Below are 14797 nucleotides of genomic sequence, written 5' to 3' on the forward strand. Positions count from 1 at the left end.
GTCAGTTAACCCGAACCGCAGGAAGACCGTCCATGACGACGGCGGCGAGCTCGGTAGCCGCGGCCTTTGTCAGCTTGTTGAGGTCCCGGTAGTGCACGACCGAGCCAGTGGCCAAGCTGGGATCGTACGGAACGCGTACGATCTCGCGAACGCGCGACTTGAAGTGCGCCTCAATTTCCTCGAGCTTAACCAAATTGGTGCCCTGCGTCGCGGTGTTGATCGCAACGACGGCATTTTTGACGAGGTCTTCATGACCGTTGGATTCGAGCCAGGTTAACGTCTCAGAGGCGAGGCGAGCCTCGTCGACGCTGCCACCAGAAACAATGACGATAGAATCAGCGCGCTGCAATGTTGCGCGCATGACCGAGTGCACAATTCCTGTTCCGCAGTCAGTGATCGCAACCGAGTAGAACCGCTCAGCCATGTCGGCAACGACGTTGTAGTCATCTTCGTCGAACGCTTCGGAGACATGTGGGTCGGTGTCGGACGCCAAGACATCGAGACGTGTCTCGTCTCGAGAGACGACCGTCTGGAACTCACTGAAGGTGTGCAGCGATTCAGCGCGCATCACGACGTCGCGCACCGTGGCACGCGTCTGCTTGTCGATTCGCTCTGCAAGAGTGCCGCGGTCGGGGTTAGCGTCGATAGCGATGATGCGGTCTTCGCGGGTGTCGGCCAGCGCCATCCCCAGCAGTGCAGTGATGGTGGTCTTGCCCACTCCACCCTTACGGGTTAGAACCGGAACGAATCGTGTGCCGCCCACAAACGTCTTAGTAACTCGAGCTTCGAGCGCTTTGCGCTCACGTACACGGTAGGAGTCCCCCAGATTGACCAGATGGAACGTCGCAGCGTAGACAAGTTCTTGAAAGAACCCTTCGGGAGCAGGTCGACGAGTTTTCTTGCCCTGATTGATCAAGCGCTCCGCCGTGAGCATCGTCGCCGTCTCGGGCGTCGTACGCACTTCTGTGCGCTGACGGCCACGACGAGTCGTCGGGCGGTCTGCCGGAGGAAGCTCCGGAATCACAGCAGCCTCGGGTACCGACTCCGGTGGAATTGTCACAACGGACTCCGGCGCGAACGCGACGGTAGTCGTTGCCATCGCTGCAGGGTCAACGTGATGGGCCGTAACCGCAACATCATCGATAGCCACTGCGGCCTCATGCTCAGGTGTCTCGCGAACGGCGACAGGCAGCGACAGTGTGAAGGTCACGCTGTCAGAGCTCGGCACCTGCTCAACCGTCGAGTCTTTCGTGTCGTGATCGGTCGACGAATCTTGCTCGTCGACGGACGACTGCACATCAGGTTCATTGCGCTTTGTAGTCACGTGTCGATCCCCTCCAGAAAGCAAACACACTACTTTACCGCGTTAACGGGCGAGACGTGACCGCTGCTTGCACATCGGTCACGTCTCTACCCTACAAAATACTGTGCGTTAGCTGGGCTCGATCTCCACAAGCAGGTCGCCCGCATCCACCTGTTGCGTCTTCGGAATCGCCAAACGCTTGACCGTCCCGGCGACAGAAGCGGTGATCGCAGCCTCCATTTTCATGGCCTCGATCGAGGCAACAGCCTGACCCGCTTCGACCGTGGCGCCCTCGTCAACCTGCAGTGTGACAACGCCCGAGAACGGAGCGGCAACATGGCCAGGCTTCGACGTATCGGCCTTTTCGGCAGCAGTCGAATCAACCTGAATGCTCTTATCGCGAATGAAGACCGGGCGAAGCTGACCGTTCAACGTCGCCATCACCGTGCGAATACCCTTGTCGTCGGCCTCACCAATGGCTTCAAGACCGACGAACAGCTGAACGCCCTTCTCGATCTCGACCACATGCTCGTGACCCTGCTGGATCCCGTAGAGGTAGTCAGTGCTGTCAAGCTGCGAAAGGTCGCCGTAGGTTTCGCGAGCCGTCTCAAAGATCTGAGTCGGGCCAGCGAACAACAGGCGGTTGAGAGCCGAACGGCGATCCTGTGGTTCACCATCGAGCGCAGCTCGATCCTCAGCGCTGATCTCCTCGACACCCATCTTGACGTTGCGCCCCTTGAGCACTTTCGTGCGGAACGGTTCGGGCCAGCCACCGGGAAGCTCTCCCAGTTCGCCCGCCATGAAGCCGATAACGGAATCCGGAATGTCGTACTTGTCGGGGTTCTCCTCGAAGTCAGCAGGATCAGCGTTCGCGGCAGCCAAAGCCAACGCCAAGTCACCAACGACCTTAGATGATGGGGTCACCTTCGGCGGACGCCCGAGCATCGTGTTGGCGGCAGCATAGAGATCTTCGATCGTTTCAAACTGATCGGCGAGGCCGAGCGCAATCGCCTGCTGACGCAGGTTGGAAAGCTGACCACCGGGAATCTCGTGATGGTACACGCGCCCTGTGGGGCCGGGAAGTCCCGACTCGAACGGAGCGTAGGCGTGGCGCACGGCCTCCCAGTACGGCTCGAGATCCGAGACCGCGTCGAGCGAGATTCCGGTATCCCGTTCGGTGTGCGCGAGCGCGGCAACCAAAGCCGACATCGAGGGCTGGCTGGTTGTCCCCGCCATCGGAGCGCTGGCAACATCCACCGCATCCGCACCGGCACGCGACGCAGCCAAGAGCGTGGCTAGCTGGCCACCAGCCGTGTCGTGAGTGTGAACATGGACCGGAGCGTCGAAACGCTCGCGGAGGGCCGTCACGAGCGTCTCAGCGGCTTCTGCGCGCAAGAGGCCGGCCATGTCCTTGATCGCGAGCACGTGAGCGCCGCTCTCCATAATCTGGTCCGCGAGCTTGAGGTAGTAGTCGAGCGTGTAGAGATCTTCGTGGGGGTCGAGAAGATCTCCCGTGTAGCAGAGCGCAACTTCGGCAACAGCAGTTCCCGTGTTGAGGACTGCATCGATCGCCGGACGCATCTGCGAAACGTCGTTGAGCGCATCGAAAATACGGAAGATATCGACACCGGTGTCGGCGGCTTCGCGAACGAAGGCATCCGTCACCTCAGTGGGATACGGCGTGTAGCCCACGGTGTTGCGGCCGCGCAGCAGCATCTGGATCGCGACGTTGGGCAGAGCCTCACGCATCGACGCCAGTCGCTCCCATGGGTCTTCGGCCAAGAAGCGGAGCGCAACGTCGTACGTTGCACCGCCCCAGGCCTCGACAGACAGCAGTTCCGGCGTCAGACGCGCAACGTGCGGCATCACTGCTACCAAGTCACGAGTACGCACGCGAGTCGCTAAGAGCGACTGGTGGGCATCCCGGAACGTGGTTTCGGTGACGGCAAGCGACTTCTGCTCGCGCAGAGCGGAAGCAAAACCGGCTGGGCCGAGCTCGAGTAGCCGTTGACGCGAACCAGCTGGAGCATCAACAGTGAGATCAACCTCAGGCAGCTTCAGCTGCGGCTTGATGATTCCGGCGCCATCGCCGTTGGGCTGGTTGACGGTGACATCAGCGAGCCACGTCAGGATCTTGGTTCCGCGGTCCTTCGAACGGTGCGAGTTGACGAGCCACGGACGCTCATCGATGAACGATGTGCTGACATCCCCGGCAATGAACTCGGCGTCATCGAGAACTCCCTGCAAGAAAGGGATGTTGGTGGTGACGCCACGCAGACGAAACTCGGCGAGTCCGCGACGAGCGCGGCGCACAGCGGACTCGAAGTCGCGACCGCGGCACGTCATTTTCACGAGCATAGAGTCGAAGTGTGGCGAGATCTGAGCACCGGCGGAAACCGTTCCGCCATCGAGACGGACGCCAGCGCCACCGGGCGAACGATACGTCGTGATCTTGCCCGTATCCGGTCGGAACCCGCTGGCAGGGTCCTCGGTTGTGATGCGGCACTGGAGCGCAGCACCCCGTAGTTTGAGTTCGTCTTGACGAAGGCCGAGTTCTTCCAAGGACTGACCGTACGCAATCCGCATTTGCGACTGCACGAGGTCGACGTCTGTTACTTCTTCTGTAACGGTGTGCTCTACCTGGATGCGGGGGTTCATCTCGATGAAAACGTGCTCACCTTTGCGCTCCCCCGCCGTGTCGAGCAAAAACTCAACGGTTCCCGCATTGACGTAATCGATCGACTTTGCAAAGGCGATCGCATCGCGGTACATCGCTTGTCGAATGTCTTCATCGAGGTTGGGCGCCGGAGCGATCTCAACAACCTTCTGGTGACGGCGCTGAACCGAGCAGTCCCGTTCGAAGAGGTGGATCGTACCGCCGTGCGAATCCGCAAGGATCTGCACCTCGATATGACGCGGGCGAACTACCGCTTGCTCGATGAACATTGTCGGGTCACCGAAGGCGCTGTCAGCCTCGCGCATCGCCTCTTCGAGAGCCCCGCGCAGGTCTTCCTTCTTGTCTACCCGGCGCATACCGCGGCCACCACCGCCGGCGACGGCCTTAGCGAAAACGGGGAACCCAATTTCGTCGGCGCCCGCAAGAAGTGCCTCGAGGTCCGTGCTGGCCGGCGTCGACTTCAGAACCGGAACTCCGGCCGCAATAGCGTGGTCTTTGGCGGTGACCTTGTTGCCGGCCATCTCCAGCACCTTGGTGGGCGGGCCGATGAACGTGATTCCGGCATCCGCCGCTGCACGAGCGAGGTCAGGATTCTCCGAGAGGAAGCCGTAGCCGGGGTAAATCGCGTCTGCGCCCGACTCCTTCGCTACTCGAATGATCTCCGCCACATCGAGGTAGGCGCGAACAGGATGCCCCTCCTCACCGATCTGATAAGCCTCATCGGCTTTCAGACGATGAACCGAGTTACGGTCCTCGTAGGGAAAAACGGCCACGGTTCTTGCTCCGAGCTCGACAGCCGCGCGCATTGCGCGGATAGCGATTTCACCTCGGTTGGCAACGAGAATCTTCTTGAACATTCGGTCCTTCCTGACAAAAACCAAGCCTAGAGTGATTGAACTCTGGCAGTTTCCTCAAGGGTGCGCAAAAGTTGGCGGAGTTTTAGGTTTCTTAACTGTAGTGAAGGTATCGTCGTTACTCGTGCACGTACTTAGCGTTAGCTCCCTCAAGGGGGGCGTGGGAAAGACGACCGTTACGCTTGGGCTCGCTTCGGCGGCCTTCGCTCGCGGTCTTCGAACTCTCGTCGTCGACCTTGATCCCCAATCCGATGTGTCGACCGGAATGGACATTGATGTCGCCGGTCACCTCAACGTCGCTGACGTTCTCGCGTCTCCCAAGGAAAAGATTGTGCGCGCCGCGATCGCCCCGAGTGGCTGGACTAAAGGGCGTCCGGGGAAAGTCGATGTCCTTATCGGTTCGCCGTCGGCCATCAACTTCGATGGCCCGCACCCCAGCATCCGCGATATTTGGAAGCTTGAAGAGGCCCTCGCCAACGTTGAAGCGGACTACGACCTCGTTCTAATTGACTGCGCGCCGTCGCTCAACGCCCTCACGCGCACCGCTTGGGCAGCGAGCGATCGTGTGTCGATTGTTACAGAACCCGGACTATTTTCCGTCGCTGCGGCCGACCGCGCCCTTCGCGCCATCGAAGAGATTCGTCGGGGCCTCTCCCCACGCCTTCAGCCGCTCGGCATCATTGTGAACCGCTTGCGCTCCCAATCGCTCGAGCACCAGTTCCGCATCAAGGAACTGCGGGACATGTTCGGCCCCCTCGTACTCTCACCGCAGCTGCCCGAACGCACGTCCCTGCAACAAGCTCAAGGCGCCGCAAAGCCCCTACACGTGTGGCCGGGTGAAAGTGCTCAGGAAATGGCGCGTTACTTCGACCAAATTCTCGACCGCGTGATGCGGGCGGCGCGCATGGGCGAATACAACAGCGGCCACTAACAGTGTTCGCGGGTTACGCCTTTAGGTCAAAAGGCGAACCTGAGAAGGCCACAGAAAAGGACCGTCCCGTGATGGCGCGGTACAGCCGTACGGCACTTTCGCGAAGCTGGCACGACCCGAGGTCCGGCCCCGACCGGGCCGCCGGAATGAGCGCCGCTTAGGATGCGCGGGATGCGCGGCGTTTCGCCAGCTCATCCATGGGGTCTTCACCCTTGACCGTATCGAGATCGATCAGGCTGGTCTCGACCTCGCGGAGGACCTTGCCGACGGCGATGCCGAACACACCCTGGCCGCGGCTCACAAGATCGATGACCTCATCGTTCGAGGTGCAGAGGTAAACTCCAGCGCCATCGCTCATGAGTGTGGTCTGTGCAAGATCGTGAATGCCCGATTCGCGCAGTTGGTTGACCGCAATACGAATCTGTTGCAGCGAGATTCCAGTGTCGAGCAATCGCTTGACGAGTTTGAGCACGAGAATGTCGCGGAAGCCGTACAGCCGCTGCGAACCCGAACCGGCAGCGCCACGAATGGTGGGTTCAACGAGTTGAGTACGGGCCCAGTAGTCGAGTTGACGATAGCTGATACCGGCAGCACGTGCGGCGACTGCACCACGGTAGCCCGACGTGTCATCAAGGTCAGGCATTCCGTCGGTAAAGAGGAGGCCAAGGTCGTAGCGTGATTCTTCGCTACGGTTCACTTCACTCATGGCTTTGCCCCTTTAGTTCTGTTTGATCAGCACGAAAACAACGAACCTTCATGTTGAAGTTGACGCTTAATGTTTCGTGTTACCCCACGGTAGTCACGCCCACCGCCTCGATCAACGACATTCGCAAAAACTCGGCGGCGTGTCGGAATCAGTTGGAGAAAACTGGGCCAACCTCACTGAACGGTCATCGGCGCGGGCCGAAAAACGGTCAACAGATCGACCGTACTACGAATCGAGTCTGCTCAGGGCAGATCGAATGAGACTGCTGCGAACAATCTCCAACTGGCCCGCAATCTCGCGCGCCATTTCAGCCGCACGGGCACGGCTTGAAGCATCCTTGCGTCGAGCAACCGGCATCAAAGCGCTCTCGATGAGCCCCAGCTCGCGCTCTGCAGCCGCACGGAACCCCCGAAGGTGCCGCGGCTCGATACCGCTGCGCTGAAGCTCTACAAGAGACTTAAGCACGGCGAGAGAATCTTCACCAAAGACATCGGAGGCGACAATGAGCGACGATGAGATTGCGTCACCCAACAGCATGGGGCTCGCGCCCGCCTCGCGGATCAGTTCATCGCGCGTGAGCTTGCGCTCCGCCGAGAGCATGGAAGCCGCAGCAACAGCACCGCCCGGAAGCTCAGGGGTGCGCCCCGCATCCATCTCTTCCAAGTAGCCACGGATGACCTTGAGCGGAAGATAGTGATCGCGCTGCATTGTGAGCACGAAACGCAACCGCTCCATGTCGGCAGGCGAGAATTTGCGATACCCCGATGCGGTGCGAGCCGGAGCAACAAGCTTTCGTTCCTCGAGAAAGCGCAGCTTCGACGGAGTTAGATCGGGAAATTCAGGACTGAGCTTGGCTAGAACTTGGCCAATACTCAGCAGCGTGGGAGCTGGAGCAGACCGCGCCTGGCGCGCAACGCCAGCCACTAACTGCCAGCCGCCGACGAGAGATCACGACGCGACGCGTAAAAAGTGAGCTTGTACTTACCAATTTGCACCTCGGCCTGATCACGGAGCGTGGCGGACGTGGCGATGCGGTCGCCAGCGAGGTAGGTGCCATTGAGCGATCCGAGGTCCTTGACTTCAAAGGTCGTGCCGTCGCGCAAAAACTCGACGTGACGACGCGACACGGTAACGTCATCGAGAAAAATATCGGCCTCAGGATGACGGCCAACCGTAGTGAGGTTCGCATCTAGCAAAAACCGTGCGCCCACGTTGGGGCCGCGGCGAACGATCAGCAACGCTGACCCTGACGGCAGTGCGGAGATTGCAGCCTGCTCGTCTGCCGACACATCAGCTGCCATCGCAGCGACTTGTGCTGCGAACTCGTGACTGTACGTTGCCGTGGTGTCGATGCGCTCGACAATAGGCTGCGCGGACGTCTCGTTTGCCGACTGCACGTCGGCACCGTGACCATTATTCATTGACTCAACCATCGCAAACCTCCCTGACTAACAAGCGTATCGGATTGGAGCACTCCTCAGACCCTCGGAAGGCGAGAAATTCGAATGGATTGTGCAACATAAATGAATCCTGCCCACCAATAAAGGAACGCGCCCCAGAGGGCAAAGGCCCACCCCACAGGATCGGTGACACTCGCGATTACTGGAAATGCCTGCCCCAGCATGAGAACCGGGAGCGCATAGAAGAGAGCCGCAGTGGCAACCTTGCCTAAGTGGTGAACAGGAAGGGGCCCAAAACCGTAGTTGGCAGAAATAATCCCCAGAATCGCCAGCATCACTTCTCGTGCCACGATCACGAAAAACAGCCACCACGGAATCACATCACGAGCTGCGAGACCAATGAGTGCAGCAAAGATGAACAAGCGATCGGCGGCGGGATCGAGTAACTGCCCCAATCGTGACATTTGGTTAAAGCGCCGGGCAATAAAACCATCGAGATAATCGCTCACGCTCGAGAAAACCAGCACGAGGAGCGCCAACGCATCCTGAGCCGACACTATGAAGTAAAGAAATACCGGCACGAGCCCGAGCCTGACGAAGCTCAAGACATTGGGTACAGTCCACACACGATTACTGATCTCGGGTGAACTACTTCTGGCCACAGTCCGAGTCTAGCGAGCATCCGCATCCAAAATGCCGAGAATGCAGCGCTGCCTCGCAGGGGCTCACGAGTATCCTCAAGAACATGTCATGCATCCGGTTCAACACTCCTGCCCAACGGGCACAGATGCGAGCAATGGCCCCCTCGATGCTTAGCGCCGAGGAAGCTGCCGCGCTCCACCCCGCGCCCGAAGTTACTGACAGCAAGATTGCACGCCTGCGTCTTCTCGCGGCCGACCCCAATCCCAAAATTCGCGAGAGCGCTGCCAGCAGCCACCACACCCCGGTTGACGTATTCGAAGCTCTCGCTCGCGACAGCGATGCCGGCGTTCGCGCCTGTGTCGCCCGCAACGAACACGCGCCGTGCGATGTGCTGCGGATGCTCGTGGATGACCCCTCCGAGGTTGTGCGCGGCTTTCTCGCGATCAACTTCTTTGTGCCCGAGGATGCGATGAATACTCTCGCGGCAGATGACAGCGCCACAGTGCAGCGCCTCGTTCAGTGGAAAACTGAACTCGCAACGGTCTAATGGCCGCGGGAGCTGTTCGCGTCGACAGTTGGCTGTGGGCAGTACGCGTCTACAAAACTCGCTCGCAAGCAACGGCAGCCTGCCGTGCTGGCCATGTGAAGATCAGTGGCACAAGCGTGAAGGCTGCCCAACCGGTTCGCATCGGCGACCAAGTGCGCATTCGTATCGCTGGCTTCGATCGCATCCTGGTGGTCAAGCAGACCATCGTGAAGAGAGTGTCGGCGGTGACCGCCGCCGAAAGCTACATCGACGAGACTCCCCCGCCGCCCTCTCGCGAGGAACGGGCTTTCGCTCCTCTGCGCGACCGCGGTGCCGGGCGTCCGACCAAGCGCGAGCGTCGGGAGATCGACAAGCTGCGCGGCAGAGATCGCGACGAAGACTGGATGCCCGAACTCTAGTTGTGCCTAGGCTCGCGTCAACCTTCGAGCGAGCCCGATTCGGCAGGAACCTCGTCGAGCACCTGCGCCCGGGCCTGTGAGCGCCGCGATATGAGCCAGACCACACTCGCGACAGCCGCGGAGAGCGCGACTGCTGCACCCAAGAAGAGGGCGTTATCGATGCTCGCCCCGGTCGTTGCCGCCCAGGACTCAGCGCGGTATTGGAAGGTGATCGGGATGAGTCCCCCCAACGATGCAGTGCCGTCACTCACCAGCAAAAGGATGCCGATTCCGATAGTCAGCGCGCCCGACACGATCATCGTCCACGAGTGTGACCACCCACGGATAGTGAGCGTCCGTGGCCGCAGCCAGCGACGCCCCCGCGCACCAAGCCGCTTCCACACAACAGCAAGAACGAGCAATGGCACCGTCAGCCCGAGCGCATAAAGCGTGAGCATGATGGCACCGTAGACCGCGTTTCCACTGAGCGCCGCGACGGCGAGTACAGAGCCGAGGATCGGGCCCGCGCAGACGCCAGCGACGGCATACACCATGCCAAGTGCGAAGACCGAGACGGCAGAGGTGCGGTCGGTTGCAGCATCCGCACTCTCCGTTCTGGTCAGGCCGGGAACCGGAATGGCGAACAGCTGTACCGCACCCGCGGCGATGACAAGAACGGCAGCCCCGACAATCAGCGCGCCGCGGTTCTCGTTCACGAGAGAGCCCAGCGTTGCCGAAAAAACTCCCAGCGGAATGAGCGTCGTGATGAGGCCGCCAAAGAAAAGCGCCGTCCGCGCAACTAGAGCCGAAGCAGAACCAAAAGCGTAGGCAAAGAACGCCGGCAACAGCATGACCGAACACGGACTCAAGAGAGCAAAGAGCCCGCCGATGAAGGCCCCGGCGTAACCGATATCCACTGTTACTGGGCTGCCAGTCTCAACTGCTCGTCGATGACATCCTGGAACACCTGAAGCGGCTGGGCGCCGGCAATGGCGACATCATTGATCACGATGGACGGGACACTCGTTACACCGATTTGTTGAGCCTCCTGCGCGTTGATTTGCACCCGCTGCACTAGTGCGGGGTTCGCAAGGTCTGCCTCGAACTGCGCCATATCGGGCACACCGATGTCACGCGCGTAATCGAGAATCTTGTCGCGATCGATCTCGAGGTGCCCCGTCTCGGGCGCCGACGCGTAGACCGCCGTGTTGTATTCCCAGAACAGCCCCTGCTCACCGGCGGCGTGCGCAGCGACCGCGGCCAGCACAGACGTCTCGCCGAAGATGGGATTGTCGCGCCACTCGATGCGAAGCTGCCCCGATTCGACATACTCAGTAATCAGTTCGGGGAGAGTTTCGCGGGACAGCACACCACAGAACGGGCAACGGTAATCCGCATACTCGACAAGAACCACCGGAGCATCGACCGCTCCGAGAGCAGTCGGATCATCTGCAATCCGTCGCGCAAGTTCAACTGTGGGCTGCGCATCATCGGCATTCGTGGCCGAAGGAAGCGTTTGGGTCAGTGACGAGTCGGAGTTCGACTGCGCGCCTGCCACAAAGGCAACCACGAGAAGCCCGAGCACTACAACCCCGCCCAACAACAGCGGAAGCTGTCGACGAGGCCTGATCTGGCGACCTTGCGATGGGCGCTTCGATGATGTCGGGCGAGTTGTGTTCATGCTGACGATCTCCTTGGGACACTCAACTGCCCATATCCGTGACTCCAGAAGAGTCACCATCCACCCTACCTACTCGGGTGAATCGTCACCGCCACCGTGATCCCACCCTGATCATCGCACCGGTGCGTCGCTGCTCACTGCGGCTTCGACGCGCCACCGTGAAGCCATAGAACAGCGGACTCGTCACGGTGAGAGCCAGTCGAGTATTTGGCCAGCTTTCACAGCGTCACTATCGAAACCCTTCTCTTGAGCAATCGCGATGAGCTCACGAGGAGTGAGTCCCGCCTTCTTCTCAACAGTGTCGAGATACGCCTGGAAGGACATAGGTCAGTTGCTTGTTTCGTTCTCGCCCAAGATTGAGGCGATCTGGCCGACAGCGAGTCGCATTCCCTCTTCCATGCCCATTTCGAGCATCTCCTCGAGCTGCTCGAGCGACTCGTATTGCGAGAAGATTGTGAGTCGGGTTCCGTCGGCGGTGGGTTCGAACGTCAGCCGGGCCGTCGTTACTCCGAGATCCGCCGTAGGCTCGCCCTGATCATCCGCGAAGCCATCTTCGATAAAGAGCTCCGTTGGGGCCGAGATCGAGACGAATCTCCACCAGCCGTGGAGACGTTCGCCATCCGGCCCTTGCATGTAATAGTGCGCGCGTCCCTCTGGCTCGAACTCGAAACGAACGAAGGTAGCGGGCCACTCGGGCGGTCCCCACCAGCGCTCCAGTTGCCGGGGGTCGCTGACGAGCTGCCACGCTCGCTCGGCCGACGCGGTGAACTCCGCCGTCGTGGTCATCGAGAGTGCTTCGGCGTCGGTGTGTGTCGAGATGTTCATTTGGGTCTCCCATCCTGGTGGATCATCGTCGTTACTCTTCGTTGAGCACGGCTTCCATGCGCAGCACTCGCTGCGTCCAGACGTTCTCTACACGAGCGAGCAACTCTTGGGCACGCTGAATGGTCTGAAGATTGCCGCGAACGATTTGCTCGCGCCCGTGACGCTCTTTCGTCACCAAGCCTGCGGTATGCAGGATCGCGACGTGTTTCTGCACCGCCGCGAAACTCATCTCGTACTTGCGCGCGAGCTGCGAGACAGAAACTCCCTCGCTGAAAACGCGCGTAACAATGTCGCGGCGCGTGGCATCCGCCAGCGCTCGAAACATCGCGTCGACTTGAGAGTCGGACAACTCATCTACAACCATTTGGTTGTAGATTACTGACGTTGGCGTAAACGCGCAAGAGCCACACGGGCAGAGCGTTCCGTCCCCTAAAGCTTTCTCAGCGTGAGGATTTGTTCCGCTCGCCCAAATGGCCCTTGGCTGTCATGCAGCACCGTTGAGGTGAGACCAACACCGTCGGCGCCAAAACTCACCGCATTCTCGAGACCGAGCCACTCGCCAACAGGAACGCGATAAAGGTGGATTTGAAGGTCAACATTGGGGAAGGCATAGCCACCCTCCCCCGGCTTGACGCGCGTGGCGATTCCATTGCTCGTATCGACGAGGCCCATGAGCCGCACGAAGTCAGAGATGGGCTCGGAGGCGAGCAGCGGAACGGGAGTGCGCAGCCAGACTCGCCCGCGGCCTGCTTCGTGCTGGGGTAGCGCTCGTGCCTCGATAGAGCGGATGTAGCCACCGGGCCACTGCGTCAGGTTGACGGGCGCGCCCGCGCTCTCTGGGCCGAGCATCCGTTCGTCAACGATGCCCGCAATCTCCGCAGTGTCCGAAGTGTGCAAACGCCAGGCCGTCGCGCGCACAGCGACACGGCCGCCAGCGCTCAACTCTGCCTGGACAAGCTCGATCGTGCGGCCCGGTCTCAACATCGAGACGTGGATGTCGAACTCGCCATCCGGGATTAGCCCCAAAATTTCGTAGCTGATGCGCGCAATGCGTAGCTCTGGCCGCGCCTCGAAGCCCTCCAAGGCATGCGCCAAAATGCCGGCGACGGGAGCCATGTGCTGCTCGTGCGGATTCCAAGCGCCCTGAGCGTGAATGGTCGATTCGAAGCGAGTGTCGCCGTGCCTGAGGTAATACGAGGAGGGGGTTGAAGTCACCGCCCCAGCCTAATCAGCAGTGACCACCCGCCCCAAGGGTTCAGACTGAGGATGCTGCGTGCTCTCACAACTCCATACACATCAGCGCACGAGATGTGAGCGCTAGTGCGAACGAAGCTTGTCGATGAGCTCGCTCTTAGTCAATGCCGAATAGCCGTGAAGGTCTAGCTCCTTGGCGCGCTGTCTGAGCTCTTTTACCGTCCAGTCGTCGTACGAGCCCGACTCTCCACCCCGTCGCCCGATCTCGGAGCGACCCTGATTCGCTGCCGCGTTCGAGATGCGCGCGGCTTTCTCTTTCGACGCGCCGTCCTCACGAAGTTCTTCGTAGAGCTCGGGGTCCTTGAGGCTTGAATTCTGGCGAGAGGGCATGAGCGAACTCCTCAATCTGGTCGGCCTTGACGCTACGGGTATAGCGCCACCACCAGCCTAAGCAGAGGCGTGAAAGTTGCGACGAACTGTCTGGAACCCTCAAGGAGCCACGGAGGAAGCGTTCAGAAAAGCGTTAGAACAGCATCGGTTGAGGCATTGCTCGCGCTGCCAATTGCGGCGGCATCTCCTCCGCGATCAACGAAGGTGCCACCGAACCTGATCGTGAGCGCACCCCGGCATGGACCCGCGGCTGGGCCCGAGAGCCGACGATTCCGGTGGCAGGATCGAGAACGGTGCGCTGTAACCCATGACGCCGAATAATCGGCTGCAATTTAGCAGCAAGCCACTTGCGGTAGTCCTTGGGCGCGTAGTTTCCCGCCGAGTACATCGAACGATACTTACCCACAAGCTCCGGGTGCGCAGCCTCGAGCCACTCGAAGTACCACTCTTTAGTTCCCGGCTTGAGGTGCAGAGCCGAATACGTGATCGATGTACCGCCGGCCGCTTTGACCTGCTCCACGGCCCGCTCGAGATGATCGCGGGTATCCGTCAAAAACGGGAGAATCGGCATCAGGAACACGGCACAATCAAGACCAGCGTTGCGTGCCGCGGTTACCGTGGCCAACCGCGCCTTGGCAGTCGGGGTTCCGGGCTCGACCGACTGCTGAAGGTCATCGTCGTAGATAGCAATCGACATGCCAAGATCTACCGGTACATGTTCACTCGCCTCCACCAGAAGCGGCAGATCTCGGCGCAGCAACGTTCCCTTAGTGAGGATGGATAGCGGCGTGCCGGAACCAGCCAGCGCAGCGATAATGCCTGGCATGAGCCGATAGCGACCCTCAGCACGCTGGTAAGGGTCAGTATTGGTGCCCAACGCCACAGGGCTCCTCCCCCAACTGGGTTTACTGAGTTCCTTTGCGAGCACCTCAGCCACATTGACCTTGACGATGATCTGAGTATCGAAGTCTTTGCCCGCATCGAGATCGAGGAATTCGTGCGTGGGGCGAGCAAAGCAATAGGTGCACTGGTGGAGGCATCCGCGCATGGGATTGATCGTCCAGCCGAATGGCATATCACTGGCAGTGGGAACCTTATTGAGCGCGCTCTTGGCGAGAACCTCGTAGAAGGTGACGCCGTCGAACTCGGGGGTTCGCACCGTTCGCACAAGATTGTTGAGCTTCGCAAGGCCGGGCAGAGCATCAGGTGCCTCGTTGCTTACTTGCTGCCCACTCCATCGCATGATGTTATTCGAACATATGTTCGAATA

General features: G+C 60.2%; 17 protein-coding genes. 3 read left to right on the forward strand and 14 right to left on the reverse strand.

The features are described 5' to 3' along the window. Position 1 precedes the first annotated feature (1 nt). Together ACR3YK_RS12475 and ACR3YK_RS12480 are read right to left on the reverse strand one after the other, a co-directional pair. Positions 2-1324 (reverse strand): MinD/ParA family ATP-binding protein, encoded by a 1323-nt coding sequence (locus ACR3YK_RS12475; protein ID WP_486175164.1) that lies wholly within the window; start codon positions 1322-1324, stop codon positions 2-4. Positions 1325-1432: 108 nt separating this feature from the next. After that, entirely contained in the window at positions 1433-4837 is a 3405-nt protein-coding gene (locus tag ACR3YK_RS12480) for a pyruvate carboxylase (protein ID WP_486175165.1), read from the reverse strand. Positions 4838-4958: 121 nt separating this feature from the next. Here ACR3YK_RS12480 and ACR3YK_RS12485 point away from each other — a divergent pair, with 121 nt between their 5' ends. Next, the gene (locus ACR3YK_RS12485; RefSeq protein ID WP_486175166.1) at positions 4959-5765 is read left to right on the forward strand and encodes a ParA family protein; all 807 of its coding nucleotides are present in this window, start codon (positions 4959-4961) and stop codon (positions 5763-5765) included. A gap of 157 nt (positions 5766-5922) precedes the next feature. Here ACR3YK_RS12485 and ACR3YK_RS12490 read toward each other — a convergent pair whose 3' ends face one another. The 4 genes from ACR3YK_RS12490 to ACR3YK_RS12505 all read right to left on the reverse strand — a co-directional run bounded on the left by ACR3YK_RS12490 (position 5923) and on the right by ACR3YK_RS12505 (position 8533). Continuing rightward, positions 5923-6471: a MerR family transcriptional regulator gene (locus ACR3YK_RS12490; protein ID WP_486175167.1), complete on the reverse strand. Its 549-nt coding sequence runs from the start codon at positions 6469-6471 to the stop codon at positions 5923-5925. A gap of 225 nt (positions 6472-6696) precedes the next feature. After that, the gene (gene ftsR, locus ACR3YK_RS12495) at positions 6697-7395 is read right to left on the reverse strand and encodes a transcriptional regulator FtsR (protein WP_486175168.1); all 699 of its coding nucleotides are present in this window, start codon (positions 7393-7395) and stop codon (positions 6697-6699) included. Then, a complete protein-coding gene (locus ACR3YK_RS12500) occupies positions 7395-7904 on the reverse strand; it encodes an FHA domain-containing protein (protein ID WP_486175169.1) in 510 nt (169 codons plus the stop codon). Before ACR3YK_RS12500 ends, ftsR begins: the two co-directional genes overlap by 1 nt. A gap of 44 nt (positions 7905-7948) precedes the next feature. Next, a complete protein-coding gene (locus tag ACR3YK_RS12505; RefSeq protein WP_486175170.1) occupies positions 7949-8533 on the reverse strand; it encodes a CDP-alcohol phosphatidyltransferase family protein in 585 nt (194 codons plus the stop codon). A gap of 134 nt (positions 8534-8667) precedes the next feature. Here ACR3YK_RS12505 and ACR3YK_RS12510 point away from each other — a divergent pair, with 134 nt between their 5' ends. Both ACR3YK_RS12510 and ACR3YK_RS12515 read left to right on the forward strand, forming a co-directional pair. Continuing rightward, entirely contained in the window at positions 8668-9060 is a 393-nt protein-coding gene (locus ACR3YK_RS12510) for a hypothetical protein (protein WP_486175171.1), read from the forward strand. Further along, positions 9060-9458: an RNA-binding S4 domain-containing protein gene (locus tag ACR3YK_RS12515; RefSeq protein WP_486175172.1), complete on the forward strand. Its 399-nt coding sequence runs from the start codon at positions 9060-9062 to the stop codon at positions 9456-9458. Before ACR3YK_RS12510 ends, ACR3YK_RS12515 begins: the two co-directional genes overlap by 1 nt. A 17-nt stretch (positions 9459-9475) precedes the next feature. On the opposite strand, the gene ACR3YK_RS12520 is transcribed toward ACR3YK_RS12515, so the two are convergent. The 8 genes from ACR3YK_RS12520 to ACR3YK_RS12555 form a co-directional block, all read right to left on the reverse strand. Further along, positions 9476-10354, reverse strand: coding sequence for a cytochrome c biogenesis CcdA family protein (locus tag ACR3YK_RS12520; RefSeq protein WP_486175173.1), 879 nt, complete (start codon positions 10352-10354; stop codon positions 9476-9478). A 2-nt stretch (positions 10355-10356) separates the two neighbouring features. Further along, complete coding sequence (locus ACR3YK_RS12525) at positions 10357-11118, reverse strand: DsbA family protein (RefSeq protein WP_486175174.1); 762 nt, start codon at positions 11116-11118, stop codon at positions 10357-10359. A 183-nt stretch (positions 11119-11301) separates the two neighbouring features. After that, positions 11302-11442 (reverse strand): DUF4287 domain-containing protein, encoded by a 141-nt coding sequence (locus ACR3YK_RS12530; protein WP_486175175.1) that lies wholly within the window; start codon positions 11440-11442, stop codon positions 11302-11304. Between the two features lie 3 nt (positions 11443-11445). Next, positions 11446-11943 carry an SRPBCC family protein gene (locus ACR3YK_RS12535; RefSeq protein ID WP_486175176.1) on the reverse strand — a complete coding sequence of 166 codons (498 nt, stop codon included), beginning with the start codon at positions 11941-11943 and terminating at the stop codon, positions 11446-11448. A gap of 31 nt (positions 11944-11974) precedes the next feature. After that, positions 11975-12307 (reverse strand): ArsR/SmtB family transcription factor, encoded by a 333-nt coding sequence (locus ACR3YK_RS12540; RefSeq protein WP_486175177.1) that lies wholly within the window; start codon positions 12305-12307, stop codon positions 11975-11977. A 65-nt stretch (positions 12308-12372) separates the two neighbouring features. Continuing rightward, positions 12373-13158 carry a thioesterase family protein gene (locus tag ACR3YK_RS12545; RefSeq protein WP_486175178.1) on the reverse strand — a complete coding sequence of 262 codons (786 nt, stop codon included), beginning with the start codon at positions 13156-13158 and terminating at the stop codon, positions 12373-12375. Positions 13159-13260: 102 nt separating this feature from the next. Continuing rightward, positions 13261-13527, reverse strand: coding sequence for a DUF7218 family protein (locus tag ACR3YK_RS12550; RefSeq protein WP_486175179.1), 267 nt, complete (start codon positions 13525-13527; stop codon positions 13261-13263). A 133-nt stretch (positions 13528-13660) separates the two neighbouring features. Further along, complete coding sequence (locus ACR3YK_RS12555) at positions 13661-14770, reverse strand: Rv2578c family radical SAM protein (RefSeq protein WP_486175180.1); 1110 nt, start codon at positions 14768-14770, stop codon at positions 13661-13663. Positions 14771-14797 lie beyond the last annotated feature (27 nt).

The organism is Salinibacterium sp. 10G20-15 (assembly GCF_057365065.1).